Genomic DNA, 15,764 nt, shown 5'->3' with positions numbered 1-15,764 from the left:
GTCCTTGTCGGACCGGCTTTAGCCGGGAAGGCGTCGGGCGTCACACCGCAGAATTGATGGCGTACTCAAGGGCCTCTTCCCGGCTGAAGCCGGTCCCACTGACACAGCGCGGTCACTTGGTAGGACCGGCTTAAGCCGGGAAGAGGTCGGAAGTCACAGCGCAGAATTGATAATGTACTCAAGGGCCCATTCCCGGCTGAAGCCTGTCCTACCAAGCCGCGCGCGTTGCGATTAGCCCTGGCGGAACACCAACGCTTTCAACCCACCCCCTTCCTCGGCATCGGCGAATTCAGGCGGGTTTTCCAACCGCTCGACAAACCGCAACCCCGGCGCTTCCCGGGTCACGCCTTCGATGAGAAAGTCCGCGCCCAGCAGCGGGTCGTTCATGCACGCCAGCACCGTGCCGTCCGGGGTCAACAGTTCCGGCAGTTTGCGCAGCACCCGCTGATAATCCTTGGTCAGCAAAAAGCTGCCTTTCTGAAACGACGGCGGGTCGATGATCACCAGATCATAGGGCCCCGTACTTTTTACCTTGCCCCAGGACTTGAACAGCTCGTGGCCGAGAAATGTGACCTTGCTCAGGTCATGGCCATTCAACCGATGATTGTCGCGGCCGCGACTCAGTGCAGCCCGGGACATGTCCAGATTGACCACACACTCCGCGCCACCCTCGATCGCTGCCACCGAAAACCCGCAGGTGTAGGCAAACAGATTCAGCACCCGCTTGCCCGCTGCATTGGCCCGCACCCAGTCGCGGCCGTAGCGCATGTCGAGGAACAGCCCGGTGTTCTGTTTTTTGCCGAAATCCACGAGATAACGCAGGCCGCCCTCGGTCAGCGTCCATTCCTCCAGCACCTCGCCCGACAGCGCCTCGGTGTGGCTGTCCGGCAGATAGCGGTGCTGCAACAACAGCGTATGGGCGCTGGATTGCTGCCACGCCGGTGACTCGATCAGCCTGGACAGCCGCTGCTTCAGGGCTTCCAGCTCATCGGCGCCTGGCGCCTTGAACAGCGACACCAGCACCACGCCCTGCATCCAGTCGACGGTCAGTTGCTCGAGCCCCGGCCAGCGTCGGCCACGGCCGTGAAACAGGCGGCGAGTCTCGGCGGGCGGGGCGGCGAGGGCGGTCTCGAGGTGGGAGTCGAGCAGGTCGAGGGCGTCGGCATTCATCGGTGGGCGGCAGGTCGGAAGTGGGAAAGGGGCGGCATTCTAAACCCATTTCCCGGCGAACGACGGCGCCATGCCGTCGAACGCCGTTCCCCCGACCTTCAACTCCGTGGATCAGGTAGCCGGCGCGCCCTCGGGTTGATCATGGGCCACGGCTTCGCCGGTTTCCGGCACCGCCAGCCACAGCAGCACGAACGCCACGGCCGCAATCGCCGCCAATGTCAGAAACGCCGCGCTGTAGCCCGCCTCGCGGACGACCAGTCCGGCCAGGCCGTTGCTCAGCGCTGCGCCCAGGCCAAACACTGTCGAGATCGCCCCCAGGCTGACGTTGAAGCGCCCGGTGCCGCGTGTCAGGTCCTTGACCACCAGCGGCAGCAGCGCGCCAAACGCCCCGGCGCCGATGCCGTCCAGCAACTGCACGCCCACCAGCCAGTACGGGTTATCCGACATCACATACAACACGCCCCGCAGCGGCAGAAAAATGAAGCCGGCGAGCAACAAGGGTTTGCGCCCCCAGACGTCGGCTTTCGCCCCCACCAGCCAGGCCACTGGCACCATCACCAACTGCGCGGCGACGATGCAGGCGGAGGTCAGCGGCGTGGCGAGGTTGACGTCGATCTGCGAAAGCTTCTGACTCACCAGCGGCAGCATCGCCGCATTGGCCAGGTGAAACAGCCCGCAGCAGATGGCGAATACCAGCAACGGTCGGTTGTGCAGCAATACCGCCCAGCCGCTGGGCTGGTCCTTACCCTGGTCATGGTTGGGGTCAAAGCCGCGGGCGACGTCGTGGTCAATCGCCGAGGCATCGACAAATGAGACGGCGACGATGCTCGCCAGCGCCATGAACGCCATCAGGTAAAACACCGCAATCGGCCCGAACATCCATGAAAAAATGCCGGCCAGCAGGGCTGCGCAGGCGTTGCCGGCGTGGTTCCAGGTTTCGTTGCGTCCGGTCCGGCGGGTGAAGGCTTTCGGCCCGGTGATGCCCAGGGAGATGGCGGCGATGGCGGGGGCGAACACCGAGCCTGCGATGGCGCTGATGCTCTGGGTGATCGCCACCCAAGTGAACGAGTGAATGAACGGCAGCACCAGACACCCGGCGGTCACCAGCAAGGCCGCCACGATCACCACCATCCGCTTGCTGCGGGTGCGGTCAATCAGCGCACCCGCCGGGGTTTGTGTGACCAGCGCGGCGATGCCGGCGAGGGTCATGACCAGTCCGATACTTGCCGGATCCCACTTGTGCACGGCCAGCAGGTAGATCGCGAGGTAGGGCCCGAGCCCATCGCGCACATCCGCCAGAAAGAAGTTAATACCGTCCAGAGAACGGTTGTTGCGCTGATCGGAAGGGTTGCTCAAGGTCGGCCTCATTCTGGCGATGCGCAGGCGGAACGGCTGCGGCATTGCTAAATGACCTGCCGCCGTTGCGTTGGTTCTCCACGCCGTTTCTGCACGCTGTTTCTGAACACTGTTGCGGCCGACGTAAGGGACTTTCTTGTCACGGCGTTTGAATCAAGGGCGGCGCAGGCATAAGCTTCGCGCCATTGATAGTGCCGGACCTCTCGGGCCCGGCAATCTTCCGGATATTTTTAGCTCAGGAACCGCCATGTCCAGTCTGTTTCCCGCTGCCCGTCCACGCCGTTTGCGCAGCAACGAGAGCTTGCGCTCGCTGTTTCAGGAGAACGAATTCACCCTGAACGATCTGGTGCTGCCGATCTTCGTCGAAGAAGAAATCGACGACTTCGTGCCGATCAACAGCATGCCTGGGGTGCAGCGCATTCCCGAGTCGAAGCTGGCGCAGGAAGTCGAGCGCTACGCCCGTGCGGGCATCAAGTCGGTGATGACCTTCGGCGTGTCCCACCATCTGGACGCCACCGGCAGCGACACCTGGCAGGAAAACGGCCTGGTCTCGCGGATCTCGCGGACGATCAAGGCCGCCGTGCCGGAAATGATCGTGATGTCTGACACCTGCTTCTGCGAGTACACCGACCACGGCCACTGCGGCGTGATGCATGGCGGCCATGTCGATAACGACGCGACCATTGAAAACCTCGGCAAGCAGGCCGTCATGGCGGCGCGTGCCGGTGCTGACGTGATTGCCCCCTCGGCGGCCATGGACGGCCAGGTGAAAGCGATTCGTGCCGCCCTCGACGCCGCCGGTTTCACCCAGACGCCGATCATGGCGTACTCGACCAAGTTCGCCTCGGCGCTGTACGGCCCGTTCCGCGAAGCCGGCGGCTCGGCGCTCAAGGGCGACCGCAAAACCTATCAGATGAACCCGATGAACCGTCGTGAAGCCCTGCGCGAATCGCTGCTGGACGAGGCCGAAGGCGCCGATGCGCTGATGGTCAAGCCGGCCGGCGCGTACCTGGACATCATCCGCGACATCCGCGAAGCCTCGAACCTTCCCCTGGCGGCTTATCAGGTCAGCGGCGAGTACGCGATGATCAAGTTCGGCGCCCAGGCCGGCGCCATCGACGAACACCGCGTCGTGCGCGAAACCCTCGGCGCCATCAAGCGCGCGGGCGCGGATTTGATCTTCACGTACTTCGCGATGGACCTGGCGTTGAGCGGGATCTGATTTCCACTCACTAGAGGTTTTGGGGGAGCAGACCGCGGTTTCAAAACATGCCGCAGACCTGTGGCAGTGACCGGGGTGGCGCTCCACCTTACTCACGAAGTCGGACTGTCATTCCCCAGAGAAAGTGGCCGGCGGTCCTGGCCTCTTCGTGAGCAAGCTCACTCCCACAAGTCCCACGAACCGGCCGAAACCCGGGGCGATCCACGATTTTGTGGGCGTGAGCTTGTTCGCGAATGGCTGCTGTTGTTTCAACGCCGATTGTCGTTGGGCGACGGCGTTTCATAGGCCGTGTCGATGGCAGCGATTGGCAGCGGTGATTTCAGTTAACAGGGCGTGCTCTCTAGAATCGACCCCTCAGCAATCAACAGACCTTAGGGAGCAACTCATGGCTATTGAAATCGGAATCAACGAGCAAGACCGTGCAGAGATCGTTGAAGGACTGTCCCGGCTGCTCTCCGACACCTACGTGCTGTACCTGAAAACCCACAACTTCCACTGGAACGTCACCGGCCCGATGTTCCGCACGCTGCACCTGCTGTTCGAGGAGCAGTACACCGAACTGGCGACCGCAGTGGACTCCATTGCCGAACGCATCAGAGCCCTGGGCTTCCCGGCACCGGGCACCTATTCCACCTACGCACGGCTGTCGTCGATCAAGGAAGAACCGGGCGTGCCCGCTGCGACCGACATGATCCAGCAACTGGTTGAAGGGCAGGAAGCGGTGGTACGCACCGCCCGCGACCTGTTCCCGTTGCTGGAGAAGGTCAGCGACGAACCCACTGCCGACCTGCTGACCCAGCGCATGCAAGTCCACGAAAAAGCCGCCTGGATGCTGCGCTCGCTGCTGGAAGGTGACGGTTTCGTTGGCTGACACCTTCATCTCGGCGTGAGACCTATTCCCGGCTAAAGCCAGTCCCACCAAGGCATCGCGGTCACTTGTAGGACCGGCTTCAGCCGGGAAGCTGTTGATTCATTCTTTTGATCTTCCTGCGCAACAAGCCCAGCCACCGCCAATCGTGACTGGGGTGCAGGCGTGACCGGACGAACCCCGAGAAACGAGGGGCCACGCCAGGCGCAAGCAGATCATCATCGCCGGTAGGGTGACTGATGTTTGCGGCGCTCACCCTCCCGAAACAGCGGCAATCGTGACAAGATTGCTCGCGGTTACCGCTTATTTAGAGAGGGCGCGGTCCCGCCACGCGATCCAGCGCTGGCTGACCGGCCGCTGCCCGCATTTCTGGAGAACATCATGGCTCAAGCATCTGCATCCATTCGCATCCCGGTGTCGGCCGAAAAGGTCTGGGCACTCACCGGTGGCTTCCACTCGCTGCACGAGTGGCTGCCGTTCATCAAGAGCAGCGAAGCAAAAGAGGGCGGACGCGTCCGTCACCTGACCACCGACGACGGTGCTGAAATCACCGAGCGCCTGCAGACCTACGATAATTCGGCTCGCACGTACAGCTACTCCATCGACAAAGGACCGTTTCCGATCAAGGACTATCTGGCGACGTTCAAAGTCAAAGAGGATGGCGATGAGGGGGCGTGGGTGGAATGGTCAGGCGTGTTCACCGCCGACGGTGTGACCGATGCGGACGTCGAGGAATTATTCAAGGGGATTTACGTGGGTGGGCTTGAAGCGCTGCAGGCCAATTTCTAAGTCATTGAACAGGTCTGCCGCCGATAATCGCGGTACCGCCAGGCCATTGCGGCCTGGCATTTCGGTGCCTTGCTTGAATCGTCGTGCGTCGGGCTGTCAGGCCCTCAGTGATGCTCTGACACCGTCGCTGCATTGATCAGGTCGTACAAGGCGAACGCGCGGTTGACCAGGAAAACGGTCACGGCGGTGAGGGCAAGGGCATTGATGATGTGCAGGGTCATGGTGGCAAGTCCGTGTCGTGTCTGGGATGACGCGATGTTACGCGAGCCCTGCCGAAGCTGAAGACAATAGCCTTCATGGTCTACATCACCGGCAATGATGGGCAGCAGGTTGTGAAGGCCAAGTCGAGTGACGGGGTGAACTATTGCCGCGGGATCCGGGTCGGCTCTACACACTTATCAGCCTGGAGTCTGCCATGCAGCCTTATGTCATTTGCCACATGATGTCCTCCCTCGACGGCCACGCCCTTACCGATGGCTGGGATCGCACGTTCAAGAAAGACGCCGGAGATTTATACGAAAAGCTCGCCCAGACGTTCGAGTTTGACGCCTGGATCTGCGGGCGCGTGACGATGCAGGAAATCGCCCACGACGAGGGCTATCCAAAGGGCCTCGCCAAAGGCCCCATCGAGCGCAGTCATTACTTCGCTGATCGCAGCGCCAAGGCCTATGCCGTGTCCATCGACCCCCAGGGCAAGGTGGGCTGGAAAAAGAATCAGGCGCTGGATTCCCACGTCGTCGAAGTCCTGACCGAAGGGGCGTCGGATGACTACCTGGCGTACCTGCAGTCGATTCAGGTCTCTTACATTTTTGCCGGGAAGACCGAGATCGACCTGCAGCAGGTGGTGCAGATCCTGTCGAGCGAGCTGGGCTGCAAGCGCCTGATTGTCGAGGGCGGCCCCCATGTCAGTGGCTCGTTCGTCAGCGCCGGGCTGGTCGATGAAGTCAGTGTGCTGATTCTGCCGCTGATCGACGGGCGAGGCGAGCATCCGGCGTCGTTCGAGGTGCCGACCGAGGCGTGGAAACAACCAACGCATTTGAAGTTGACGTCGGCGGATGTGCAGGACGGCGGCGCGGTGTGGCTGCGCTACACCAAGGCCTGACGATAAGGGCGCAGCGGGGCTGATGCAGTCCCGCTTCAGGCTGGGAGCGCCCGGGAAAAGCGATCGGAAACGAAAAAGGCCAGCTAAGCGCTGGCCTTTTCGTTTGCTTCTGTCTGGCTCCACGACCTGGACTCGAACCAGGGACCCAGTGATTAACAGTCACTTGCTCTACCAACTGAGCTATCGCGGAATGCGCGCTATCTTACTGATTGGAAAAGGGAAGTCAAGCGACCGTGATAAAAAATTTCGGGTTGGTCAGTACCGCCACGTCAACGATGCCGTCAGGTTGCGCGGCGCGCCGTAGTTGCTCGCCGTGCCGCTGTACAGCGAGGTCAGGTATTTGCGGTCGGTGACGTTGTTGAAGTTCAGCGCCGTGCTCCAGTTGCTGTCGATGTCGTAGCTGGTCATCAGGTCGACCAGCGCGTACGCGTTCTGGCGGATGACGCTGTAGTGGTCGTTCTGAATCCCGCTCTGCCAGCTCACCCGAGTGCCGATCCTGGCTTGGGGCAGACTTGGCAACCGGTAGCTGGCCATGCCGCGAAAAGCATGGGTCGGCACATAACGGCGGGCCTTGTCGCCGTCATCGTTTTCGATGTGCACGTAGGTGTAACCCGCCAGCAGATCGAGGCCCGGCAGCGCTTCACCCGACGCTTCCAGCTCGATGCCGTGGCTCTTGTAATCGTCGGTGAAATAGCGGAACTGCGAGCCCACCTCGATGAAGTCCGCCGACTGGACGTTGCTCTGTTTGGTCTTGAACACCGCAGCCGTCAGGTTCAGGCGATCGTCCATCACGCTGCCTTTGACGCCGGCTTCCAGGCTCTTGCCTTCCAGCGGCGCCAGCACTTTCCCGTCAACGCCGACCGTGCCGTACTGCGGATTGAAGATTTGAGTCCAGCTGGTGTAGACGCTCCACTGCGGGGTCAGGTCGTACACCAGACCGGTGTAGGGCGTGACCTTGCCGTGCTCGCGCTGGGAGTGATCGGTGCCATAGCTCTCCCCCGTGCCGTCGACGCTGAGCATGCGTGCACCGGCGATCCAGTGCAGGTCATCCGCCAGGCTGAAGCGCGCACCGGCGAACAGGCTCTTCTGGCGGTCCTCGAAGTTCTGCGTGTTGGTGACGTCACTGGTGTAGTCAAACTGCGGCGAAGGGGTATTGCCGGCGAGAATGCCGGCGAACGAGGTGTCGAAGTAGGTGCCCCCGCCAGCATCGTATTCACGGGCTTTCTGGTGCGTGCGGCCATAGGCGGCGCCGAAGGTCAACTCATGGTCGCGGCCGAACAGGCTGAAGGGCCCGGAGACTTTGGCTTCCCCCAGCAACTGGTGCGCCTTGCTGGAGGTATCAGCGGCGAACACCGAGGCGTCGTCATCGGTGACGCTCGACACGTACAGCATGTTGGTGTCCTGGTATTCCGTAATACCGGTGCCGGTGACCGTGGCATTCCAGCCGTTGCCGAAGTCATGCTTCCATTCGGCAAACGCGCGCTGGGTGTGCATGTTCCAGTAGGTCCACGGTTGGCCCACATTGGACGAGCGGCTGCTGTAGTGGATCGGGTTATTGTTGATGTCAACCAGCGGCAGGTTGCCCCAGGTGCTGCCGTTGGAATCGCTGTTGTGCTGGGTAAAACCCACGGTCAGGGTGTCGGCGTCGGACAGGTCGAATGCCAGCAGGCCGGCGGCGACGTTTTTCTCGTGGCTGTAGCGGTCCATCCACGAGTTGCCCTTGTCGTGGGCATAGATGAAGCGGCCGCGCACATTGCCGCTGTCGGTCAACGGCCCCGACACGTCGACGTCGATGCGTCGGTTGTCCCACGAGCCCACGCTGGTGTCGATCTGCGCCTGGAAATCACGGGTGGGTCGTTTGCGGATGAAGTTGACCGTGGCCGACGGATTGCCGGTGCCGCTCATCAACCCGTTGGCGCCGTGGAGCACGTCGATCTGCTCGAACTCGGCCATGTCCAGATCACCGATCATGATCGTCTGGGCGAAGGGCATGCCCATGCCGTCGTACTCGAAACTGCCGATGTCGAACCCGCGGGAGGTGAATTCGGTGCGATCGCTTTCGCTTTGCTCGACCGTCACCGACGGTGCCGAGCGCAGGGCATCCTTCACGCCGTTCATTTTGAAATCGTTCATCTGCGCGCGGGTGATGGTGGTGATCGCCTGTGGCGTCTGCTTGTTGGTCAGCCCCAGCTTGGTGGTGCTCGAAGACGGCTTGCCCTGATAGCCCACGCTTTGCCCGTCGTCCTGGGGAACGGTGTCCTGGATTTGCATCGCCGGCAAAGTGAGGTCGTCTGCTGCGTTGGCGGCAGACATGGCGGTGACGACACCAGCCAGAAGAAAGGAGGCGGGGAGGCGAGGGATCACAATGGGCGTTCCTGAGAGGGCGGTGAGGAGCGCGATTCTGAATCAAGATGCGAATCATTACCAGATGTGACTAATGTCATTTTCACATTTTTTTCACGCGATTAAAGGCTCTGGGACGAGCGTTTTGGGGGCGTGTGTTTCAGTGGGCTGGATATCACCTCGACCTTAGGATGGTTGTGAATACGTCAGGTGTCATACCGCAAATGTGAGGGTGCTCGCGCAGGCCGCTTCCCGGCTAAAGCCGGTCCTACTCGGGATCGCGTTCATTCAGGGAGGCGGTGATGGCCTCAAATGTAGGACCGGCTTTGGCCGGGAAACGTCAGGTGTCATACCGCAGAGGTGAGGGTGCTCGCGCAGGCCTCTTCCCGGCTAAAGCCGGTCCTACTCGGGATCGCGTGCATTCAGGGAGGCGGTGATGGCCTCGAATGTAGGACCGGCTTTAGCCGGGAAAGCGTCGGATGTCGCGCTATAAGTCCATGCTGCTGCAACTTGACATTGCGTCCATGGATGCAGATGGATTAAGGTTGCGTCTACAGAAATGACATCTGCCGTGATCAAGAGGTAATTCCATGACCATCGCCATTCCAGCGCGGCAACTGTCGAAGTCCGAGTGCGTGGTGGGTTTGCGGGCGGCGTTGCGGGTTCTGGACAAATGGAAGGCCAACAGCGAGCAGGCCTGTCAGATTCTGCGCATTTCCCGAAGCACCTATACCCGCGCCCGCCAGGACGACGCACAGTGGTCGGTGGCGCTGGATCAGGACCAGATGCAGCGCGTCAGCTTCGTGCTGAACATCCACGCCGCCCTGCGAACCCTGTTCGACAATCCCGACAACGCCTACGGCTTCCCGTCGATGGAAAACCACAACGAGTTTTTCAACGGCAGAAAGCCTCTGGACGTCATGGCCCAGGGCGACATGATCTCGCTCTACGAAACTTTCCGACGCATCGACACGCTCCGGGGCGCCCAATGGTGACGCCGGACTTGCTTCCCGCGCTCGCCGGTGAGGCGCAGCAGGGCTATCGCCTGGTCAATTCCAAATTCCCGCCGATCGATCTGTTCAGCGACGTCGCCGACGCCGCCGAGTTCGAGACCCTGTACCGGATTCAGGCGCTCACCAACCCGCGCCTGCAGAACGAAGTCGGCCGCATCGAGCTGATTCCCCTGGCCGAAATCCCTTTCGGCATTCCCGGTTGTTCCTACGCGGTCGCGCCGTTCACCCACGTCAATCCTGCGGGCTCGCGCTTCAGCAGCGGCGAGTTCGGCGCGCTGTACCTGGCCGACACGGTCGACACGGCCATCGCCGAGGTGCGTCATCATCAACAGCTGTACTGGTCACGGGTTGCGGCGCTGAAGTACGAGCGTTTTGTGTTCCGCTGCCTGAGTTGCAGTTTCACCGAGGCGGGCTGCGTCGACGCCACCGCCATCCCGTTCTCCGACCCCATTTACGCACCCGACGACTATGCGCAATCCCGTGTGCTGGGCAAGGCCGCGAAGCAGGCCGGGATTGCCGGGCTGCGGTACCAATCGGTGCGCTCGCCGGGCAATCATTGCTGGGCACTCCTGACTCCGCGGCACGTCACGTCCATCGTGCAGAGCGCCCACTACGAAATGATCTGGAGCGGTGAAGTCATAGGCATCAACCAGCTATCCAACGCCTGAGGGCTGTCGATCCAGACACCGCCCAAAAGATCGAACTCATCCGCCCCCTGAGAAGTCACTCCAGCAATGGAAATCGAGGAGCGGCCATGGGCAAGCACATTACCGCGCAAGAATTGGGTATCGACCTTGTGCAGGGCGGTGAACTGGCGCTGTTCAAATGGTTGCTGGCCAGTTTCCTGATGGGCAAGCGGATTCGGGCGCAGGCGGCGGTGCAGACCTACCACGTCATCGTCGACAGGCACGGGTGCGACACCCCGCGAAAGCTGGCAGCCTGCACCCACCGGGAACGGGTGAGGATGCTGGGCGAGGGCGGTTACGCGCGTTACGACCAATCCACCGCCGTGCGCCTGCTGGCACTGGCGAACAAGCTGACGGATGAATATGGCGGTGCGGTCAGTGCAATGGCCGCCGCCAGCGCTGACCGTCACGACTTCGAAAAGCGCCTGCTGGCGTTCGACGGCATCGGGCCCAAGACCGCAGAGATCTTCATGGGCGAAGCCTTGGAGATGCTGTTTTGAACAATGCCCTTTTGGACGGCGCTCTTTCGAAGGAGCCTGGCAGAATCTTCGTGGGCTGCGCCGGCTGGAGTCTGGGCCGCGAGCATGGGCCGGCGTTTCCGGGGGACGGCACCCACTTGCAACGCTACGCCCGGCACTTCAATACCGCTGAAATCAACAGCTCGTTCTACCGGCCCCATCGTCCGCAGACCTATGCGCGCTGGGCTGAATCGGTGCCGGCGGATTTCCGCTTTTCGGTGAAAGTCCCCAAGCTCATTTCCCATGAACACCGCTTGCAGCACTGCGCACCGGCACTGGATGAATTCCTCGCGCAATGCGGTGAACTGGGCGAGCGGTTGGGCTGCCTGCTGCTGCAACTGCCTCCGTCGCTAGCGTTCGAGCCAGGCGTGGCAGAGGTGTTTTTCACCGGGTTGCGCGAGCGCTTTGCGGGGCAGGTGGTCATTGAGCCGCGCCATGAAACCTGGGTGCAGGCCGAATCGCTGTTGACTCACTGGCGCATTACGCAAGCAACGGTCGACCCGTCGAGGCTCAGCAACGACAGTCAGCCGGCAGGTTGGCCGGGGTTGCGCTACTGGCGACTGCACGGGGCGCCGCGCCTCTATTACAGCGCCTATGAAGAAGACTATCTGGCGCGTCTGGCCGCCGCGCTGAAGGCCGAGGCCCAAGGCGGCGCGACGTCCTGGTGTATTTTTGACAACACTGCCAGCGGCGCCGCTACCGGCAACGCGCTTAGGCTGATCGAGCTGCTCGGTCCGCAGTCATGGCCCTCGCCCGAAACCCCCGTTTCAGAGGGGTTGGAGCCCTGACAGGCAACGATCGGCGACGCTGCTTTTCGTTAGGTGTGAGTTAATTGGCGCGCGAGTTGTTAAGCGTCATAGCACGATGCCACAATCGGCCCGTTTCCAGTGCCAGGGTCGGGCGAACTCGATGTACCTCCATGATTCTCAACCGGCGCGTGAGGCCCTGATACGAGCCCATGTGCGCAACGATCGATTGCAGCTGCTCCTGCGCCAGAGTTTTTTCTCGGTGTTCGGCAGCGCGCTGGCGGCTGTGATCCTCTCGTGGATCTGCTGGGAGCGCCTGGAACACTCGCTTATTGTCTGGTGGCTAGGGCTGCTGGGCGCGTCGACCGTCTTGCGCCTGGTGATGTTGGCCATTTATTTCCGGATGCCGGAAACCGCCCGGACCCCCGAGCGCTGGGAAAGCACTTACTGGATCACGCTGGTGTTGTCGGCCGGTATATGGGGCGGTGGCGCGCTGGCGCTGATGCAGGCCGGGGATCTGCTGATCCAGACGCTGGTGCTGCTGTTCGCCGTGGGCATGTCAGTGAGTGCGGTGTCCTGCTATTCCGCATACCGCTCGATGACCCTGGTGTCGATTGCGCTGGTGCTGCTGCCGTGCACGATCTGGCTGTTGGTTCAGCCCCAGACCGCGCAGCAGGGGATGGCGGCTGCGTCGCTGATCTTTGCCGGCTTTGTGGTCAGCGCGACGCGCAAACTGTCTCAGGCCATGGAGAAGGCCTTTCGCCTGAGTCGTGAAATGGAACACGCCCATCGTATCGCCGCCCACGCCGCGCAGACAGACGAGCTGACTGGACTGCAAAACCGCCGTGCCTTCTTCCATCGGGCCGAAGCCGTGTACGAGACCTGCAAGCAGGCCGATCTGCCGCTCTGCGCCCTGATGCTGGACATCGACCATTTCAAACGCATAAACGACGGCCACGGCCATCAGGCAGGTGACGAGGTCTTGCGGCAGATCGGCAGGGTCATCCGCCAATCCGTGCGCGACGCAGATGTCAGCGGCCGCCTGGGCGGAGAGGAATTCGCGCTGCTGTTGGCCAACACGCCGATCGACGCGGCGCAGATCATTGCCGAGAGACTGCGCTCGGCCATCGCCGACATCATCTGCCAGCACGACGAAGGGGTGACCGCGAGTCTCGGCGTCGCCGAGTGGGACCACGACGATCAGGATTTGCATGGGCTACTGGCCCTCGCGGACAAGGCGCTGTTCCGGGCCAAAGCATCCGGTCGCAACCAGACCGCGGTGGCCTGAACGCCAACTCTGGCACGGGTGGCAGACGGTTTTCGTGTCACCCGGACGTGACATTTATCTCGACGCTTTTCATTCGGCGGCGGCTGTGGCGTAGTGTGTCCAGCCTGTTTGGCACGATGACCGACTGGAAGAGGTAAATGAGATGACCCTGCAAAACCGCCTGGACAACCTGTACCCGCGCGCCGACGAGATCCCTGAGCAGTTTCGCGCAGGCCCCGCCATCGAGCAGCGCGATTACCTGGTCAATGGCGAACTGCATCAATGGCACGGGCCGTTGGCGCCGGTGTTGAGCCCGGTCTCGCTGAAGACCGACGCGGGCCTGGAATCCGTGGTGCTGGGTAGCACGCCGCTGATGGATGCCGACACTGCGATGACCGCGCTGGACGCCGCCGTCAACGCCTACGACCGTGGCCAGGGCGCCTGGCCCACCATGCGTGTCGCTGATCGTATTCATCACGTCGAGACCTTTCTCAAGCTGATGCGCGAGCAGCGCGACGCGGTGGTGACGCTGCTGATGTGGGAAATCGGCAAGAACCTCAAGGACTCGCAGAAAGAGTTCGACCGCACCTGCGATTACATCGTCGACACCATCAACGCCCTCAAGGAGCTCGACCGTCGCTCCAGCCGCTTCGAGCTGGAGCAGGACACCCTCGGCCAGATTCGCCGCGTCCCGCTGGGTGTGACCCTGTGCATGGGCCCTTACAACTACCCGTTGAACGAGACCTTCACCACGCTGATTCCGGCGCTGATCATGGGCAATACCGTGGTCTTCAAACCGGCCAAGTTCGGCGTGCTGCTGATTCGTCCGCTGCTCGAAGCGTTCCGCGACAGCTTCCCGGCCGGGGTCATCAACGTGATCTACGGCAGCGGCCGCGAGACCGTCAGTGCGCTGATGGCCAGCGGCAAGATCGACGTGTTCGCGTTCATCGGCACCAACAAGGCCGCCAGCGCCCTGAAAAAGCTCCACCCCAAGCCGCACCGTCTGCGCGCCGCACTGGGTCTGGATGCCAAGAACCCGGGAATCGTGCTGCCGGATGTCAACCTGGACAACGCCGTGACGGAAGCCATTACCGGCTCGCTGTCGTTCAACGGCCAGCGCTGCACGGCGTTGAAGATCCTCTTCGTGCATGAAAACGTGGTCGGCAGTTTCCTTGAAAAGTTCGAGGAGAAACTCGCACAGCTCAAGCCGGGCATGCCGTGGGAACCGGGCGTCTCGCTGACGCCACTGCCGGAGCCGGGCAAGACCGATTACCTGCAAGGGCTGGTGGACGATGCCGTGAGCAAAGGCGCCAAAGTGATGAACGAAGGTGGCGGCACGACCCACGGGCAGTTTTTCTACCCGGCGGTGCTGTACCCGGTCACCCCGGACATGCGCGTTTATTACGAAGAACAGTTCGGCCCCGTGGTACCGGTGGTGGCGTACCGCGATCTGGAAACGGTGATCGAGTACGTGCTGGATTCCGATTTCGGTCAGCAGTTGAGCATCTTCGGCAACGACTCCAAGCAGGTCGGGCGTCTGGTCGATGCGTTCGCCAATCAGGTGGGCCGGATCAACATCAACGCGCAGTGCCAGCGCGGCCCGGACAGCTTCCCGTTCAACGGCCGCAAGAATTCGGCCGAAGGCACGCTGTCGGTGGACGATGCGCTGCGGGTGTTCTCGATCCGCACCCTGGTGGCGACCAAGTTCCAGGAGAGCAACAAGGCGCTGATCAGCGACATCATTCACAACCGTGAGTCGACGTTCCTGACCACGGATTATATTTTCTGATTCATTTGCTCCAACCGGCCGCAGGCGTGTTGCACAGCGGATGCTGTTCAACCGCCTGCGGTTTTTTTATAGCTGTACTTTAAAACCCGCCGCCACTGTATTGCGCTGGCTGTTTAATTCTGCAGCCCTTCCTCTGTCTGAGATTATTTTGTAGGAAGGATTCTAGACTTCCGTAGGACACCTCTCTTCCTCTCTTTGGTGGGTAGAGTTTTTATTCGTAGGGAATTAGCCTTGCCGTTTCCCGAACTCGATGAAAACTTCATCAGCCCATTCGCTGCTCACACTTGTTAAAACTTGACCGCTTGGGGCGCGGGCGTTCGGCTGATACAAAGGCCCTGCGATCCGGATATTCCCCTTTGTGATGTGTTGCATTTTCGACGGAGGAGTTATGGCTTCAAACAGCTTTCAAAATGAAGTGCCCAAGGCGCGGGTCAATATAAAACTCGATTTGCACACTGGCGGTGCGCAGAAAAAAGTCGAATTGCCGCTTAAATTAATGGTGCTCGGGGACTACAGCAATGGCCGGGAAGACCGGCCCTTGTCCGAGCGCACCAAGATTAATATCAATAAAAACAATGTCGACAGTGTGCTGGCAGAATTTTCCCCTGCCTTGAAACTCACCGTTGAGAACACCTTCGCCGACGACGGTTCCGACGCTTCAGTGGATTTGAATTTCGAAAGAATGAAAGACTTCGAGCCGGAACACGTGGCCAGACAAATACCCTCATTGCGCGCGCTGCTGGCGACTCGCAATCTGTTGCGTGACCTCAAATCAAATCTGCTCGACAACGCCACCTTCCGGCACGAACTTGAACGCATCGTCAAAGACGAAACGCTGAGCGATGAATTGCGCGCCGAACTGGCGATGCTCGCCGCACCCACAGAGCGTTAATCA

Annotated in this window: 14 protein-coding genes and 1 tRNA gene; 11 read left to right on the top strand and 4 right to left on the bottom strand. The window is 61.3% G+C overall.

Translation table 11 applies throughout. The features are described 5' to 3' along the window. Positions 1 to 231: 231 nt before the first annotated feature. Positions 232 to 1,170 carry a class I SAM-dependent methyltransferase gene (locus SLW75_RS05190; RefSeq protein WP_410933744.1) on the bottom strand — a complete coding sequence of 313 codons (939 nt, stop codon included), beginning with the start codon at positions 1,168 to 1,170 and terminating at the stop codon, positions 232 to 234. 111 nt (positions 1,171 to 1,281) lie between these two features. Further along, positions 1,282 to 2,526 (bottom strand): MFS transporter, encoded by a 1,245-nt coding sequence (locus SLW75_RS05185; protein ID WP_410933743.1) that lies wholly within the window; start codon positions 2,524 to 2,526, stop codon positions 1,282 to 1,284. Positions 2,527 to 2,773: 247 nt separating this feature from the next. Here SLW75_RS05185 and hemB point away from each other — a divergent pair, with 247 nt between their 5' ends. From hemB to SLW75_RS05165, 4 genes are all read left to right on the top strand, one after another. Then, positions 2,774 to 3,748: a porphobilinogen synthase gene (gene hemB / locus SLW75_RS05180; protein WP_192131348.1), complete on the top strand. Its 975-nt coding sequence runs from the start codon at positions 2,774 to 2,776 to the stop codon at positions 3,746 to 3,748. 385 nt (positions 3,749 to 4,133) lie between these two features. Continuing rightward, positions 4,134 to 4,619 (top strand): Dps family protein, encoded by a 486-nt coding sequence (locus SLW75_RS05175; RefSeq protein WP_410933742.1) that lies wholly within the window; start codon positions 4,134 to 4,136, stop codon positions 4,617 to 4,619. 378 nt (positions 4,620 to 4,997) lie between these two features. Further along, on the top strand, positions 4,998 to 5,405 hold the full coding sequence (locus SLW75_RS05170) for an SRPBCC family protein (RefSeq protein WP_065991567.1): 408 nt from the start codon (positions 4,998 to 5,000) through the stop codon (positions 5,403 to 5,405). Positions 5,406 to 5,820: 415 nt separating this feature from the next. Beyond that, entirely contained in the window at positions 5,821 to 6,507 is a 687-nt protein-coding gene (locus SLW75_RS05165; RefSeq protein ID WP_192131352.1) for a RibD family protein, read from the top strand. A gap of 114 nt (positions 6,508 to 6,621) precedes the next feature. Here SLW75_RS05165 and SLW75_RS05160 read toward each other — a convergent pair. Further along, a tRNA-Asn gene (locus tag SLW75_RS05160) sits at positions 6,622 to 6,697 on the bottom strand. Positions 6,698 to 6,762: 65 nt separating this feature from the next. Then, a complete protein-coding gene (locus SLW75_RS05155) occupies positions 6,763 to 8,820 on the bottom strand; it encodes a TonB-dependent siderophore receptor (protein ID WP_410933741.1) in 2,058 nt (685 codons plus the stop codon). Positions 8,821 to 9,440: 620 nt separating this feature from the next. Between SLW75_RS05155 and SLW75_RS05150 the strand changes: the two genes are divergently transcribed. The 7 genes from SLW75_RS05150 (at position 9,441) to tssB (ending at position 15,761) form a co-directional block, all read left to right on the top strand. Further along, positions 9,441 to 9,845 (top strand): antitoxin Xre-like helix-turn-helix domain-containing protein, encoded by a 405-nt coding sequence (locus SLW75_RS05150; protein WP_065991569.1) that lies wholly within the window; start codon positions 9,441 to 9,443, stop codon positions 9,843 to 9,845. Further along, positions 9,839 to 10,531 (top strand): RES family NAD+ phosphorylase, encoded by a 693-nt coding sequence (locus tag SLW75_RS05145; RefSeq protein ID WP_065991570.1) that lies wholly within the window; start codon positions 9,839 to 9,841, stop codon positions 10,529 to 10,531. The genes SLW75_RS05150 and SLW75_RS05145 overlap by 7 nt, the downstream gene beginning before the upstream one ends. A gap of 86 nt (positions 10,532 to 10,617) precedes the next feature. Further along, positions 10,618 to 11,049 carry a DNA methylase gene (locus SLW75_RS05140; RefSeq protein ID WP_410933740.1) on the top strand — a complete coding sequence of 144 codons (432 nt, stop codon included), beginning with the start codon at positions 10,618 to 10,620 and terminating at the stop codon, positions 11,047 to 11,049. Beyond that, on the top strand, positions 11,046 to 11,855 hold the full coding sequence (locus SLW75_RS05135; RefSeq protein WP_410933739.1) for a DUF72 domain-containing protein: 810 nt from the start codon (positions 11,046 to 11,048) through the stop codon (positions 11,853 to 11,855). The genes SLW75_RS05140 and SLW75_RS05135 overlap by 4 nt, the downstream gene beginning before the upstream one ends. Before the next feature lie 121 nt (positions 11,856 to 11,976). Continuing rightward, positions 11,977 to 13,101, top strand: coding sequence for a diguanylate cyclase (locus SLW75_RS05130; RefSeq protein WP_410933738.1), 1,125 nt, complete (start codon positions 11,977 to 11,979; stop codon positions 13,099 to 13,101). Positions 13,102 to 13,243: 142 nt separating this feature from the next. After that, entirely contained in the window at positions 13,244 to 14,869 is a 1,626-nt protein-coding gene (locus SLW75_RS05125) for an NADP-dependent glyceraldehyde-3-phosphate dehydrogenase (RefSeq protein WP_410933737.1), read from the top strand. Between the two features lie 388 nt (positions 14,870 to 15,257). Beyond that, entirely contained in the window at positions 15,258 to 15,761 is a 504-nt protein-coding gene (gene tssB, locus SLW75_RS05120) for a type VI secretion system contractile sheath small subunit (RefSeq protein ID WP_065991574.1), read from the top strand. Positions 15,762 to 15,764: the final 3 nt, after the last annotated feature.

The organism is Pseudomonas sp. W5-01 (genome assembly GCF_046540435.1).
Lineage (GTDB): Bacteria > Pseudomonadota > Gammaproteobacteria > Pseudomonadales > Pseudomonadaceae > Aquipseudomonas > Aquipseudomonas graminis_B.
The sequence above is the reverse complement of the archived record's forward strand: the minus strand, read 5'-3'. Positions and strand labels throughout refer to the sequence as shown.